Annotated in this window: 1 protein-coding gene and 1 pseudogene; both read right to left on the minus strand. The window is 40.7% G+C overall.

Going from position 1 to position 506, the window contains the following annotated elements:
- Positions 1-365 (minus strand): transposase family protein (locus tag FZF08_RS31480; RefSeq protein WP_229216790.1); only part of this gene is annotated, 365 nt, incomplete at its 3' end.
- Between the two features lie 24 nt (positions 366-389).
- Positions 390-494, minus strand: a pseudogene (locus tag FZF08_RS32470) (transposase family protein); the annotation flags it as partial.
- Positions 495-506 lie beyond the last annotated feature (12 nt).

Genomic DNA, 506 nt, shown 5'->3' on the forward strand with positions numbered 1-506 from the left:
AAATCTGTTAATTCTCGTTTCTTAGGTTTTTTGAAAGGTAATATTGCACAGGGGCAATCTTTTTCAGCTCCCTGAAACCCTAAATCAAGCAAAAGGTTAAGTCCCTGGGTATGAATCTGAACCTGATCAAAAATAGTCTTGTCATGAACTGAGCCTTCATAAGTTTCACTTAAATACAGGACTTTACCATTGGAATCAGTGATAGCAAGATTTTTGATCGTGTGACATTTTTTCTTTCCCGAGTATTCTTCCTGCTGTGCCTGATCGCATCGACGCCGGGGAATGGCACGCTCGGATACGTCCGCGATCAGGTAATCGGTGTCAATTTCAGCTGCCGGTTTGAATTCACTGCCGGTTAAGGGCATAAAGTTCAATTTAGACAAACAAGACTCCAGTAACGGCAACAGAAACTTAATCCATTCACTTACTTTCGATTGACACATCTCAAACAGCAAACCATGGTAGGACTGATTAGGGTTTTCTTTCAGATACATCAGAATAAAATC

It is taken from the genome of Dyadobacter sp. 3J3, assembly GCF_009801115.1.
GTDB lineage: Bacteria > Bacteroidota > Bacteroidia > Cytophagales > Spirosomataceae > Dyadobacter.